1 protein-coding gene is annotated in these 418 nt (G+C 64.4%); it reads right to left on the bottom strand.

All coding sequences use genetic code 11. The features are described 5' to 3' along the window. The coding region (locus tag RM572_RS29445) for a hypothetical protein (RefSeq protein ID WP_311676397.1) at positions 1-339 on the bottom strand (339 nt) is incomplete at its 3' end. Between the last annotated feature and the right edge of the window lie 79 nt (positions 340-418).

Genomic DNA, 418 nt, shown 5'->3' with positions numbered 1-418 from the left:
ACGGGGAACGATGATCTGACCGATCTGCGTGAGTGCCGCGTCGTACCACCATGCACGTGGCGTACTCGGCGCGTCGAGGTCGGCCGGTTGGTGCAGGCCGATCCGCAGCACGTCAGCCATTGCCTCACCGAACAACCGACGATGTAATGCGGTGTAGATCAAGGCGTTTCCGACTTCGCCGAGCGGGTCGGTGTGACCGATCGAGCGATGGCTGAGTACCAGGATCCTCAGCTCGGCGAACACCCGGTAGTACCGCACCCGGGAGATGTCCACCGGCCTGCCGCTGAACCGCGCGTAGTCGTCGAATCGGTCGATCAGGTCGGTGAACGGCTCCTGCACGGCGCGGACGCTGACCCATGCCAGGTCGTCGTGGGGATCACCGAGGTGGGCCAACTCCCAGTCCAGTACCGCAGATACC

Source organism: Streptomyces hazeniae, assembly GCF_031845485.1.
Taxonomy (GTDB): Bacteria; Actinomycetota; Actinomycetes; order Streptomycetales; family Streptomycetaceae; genus Streptomyces; species Streptomyces hazeniae.
Note: the sequence above shows the minus strand (reverse complement) of the source record. Positions and strands in the feature narration are given on the sequence as shown.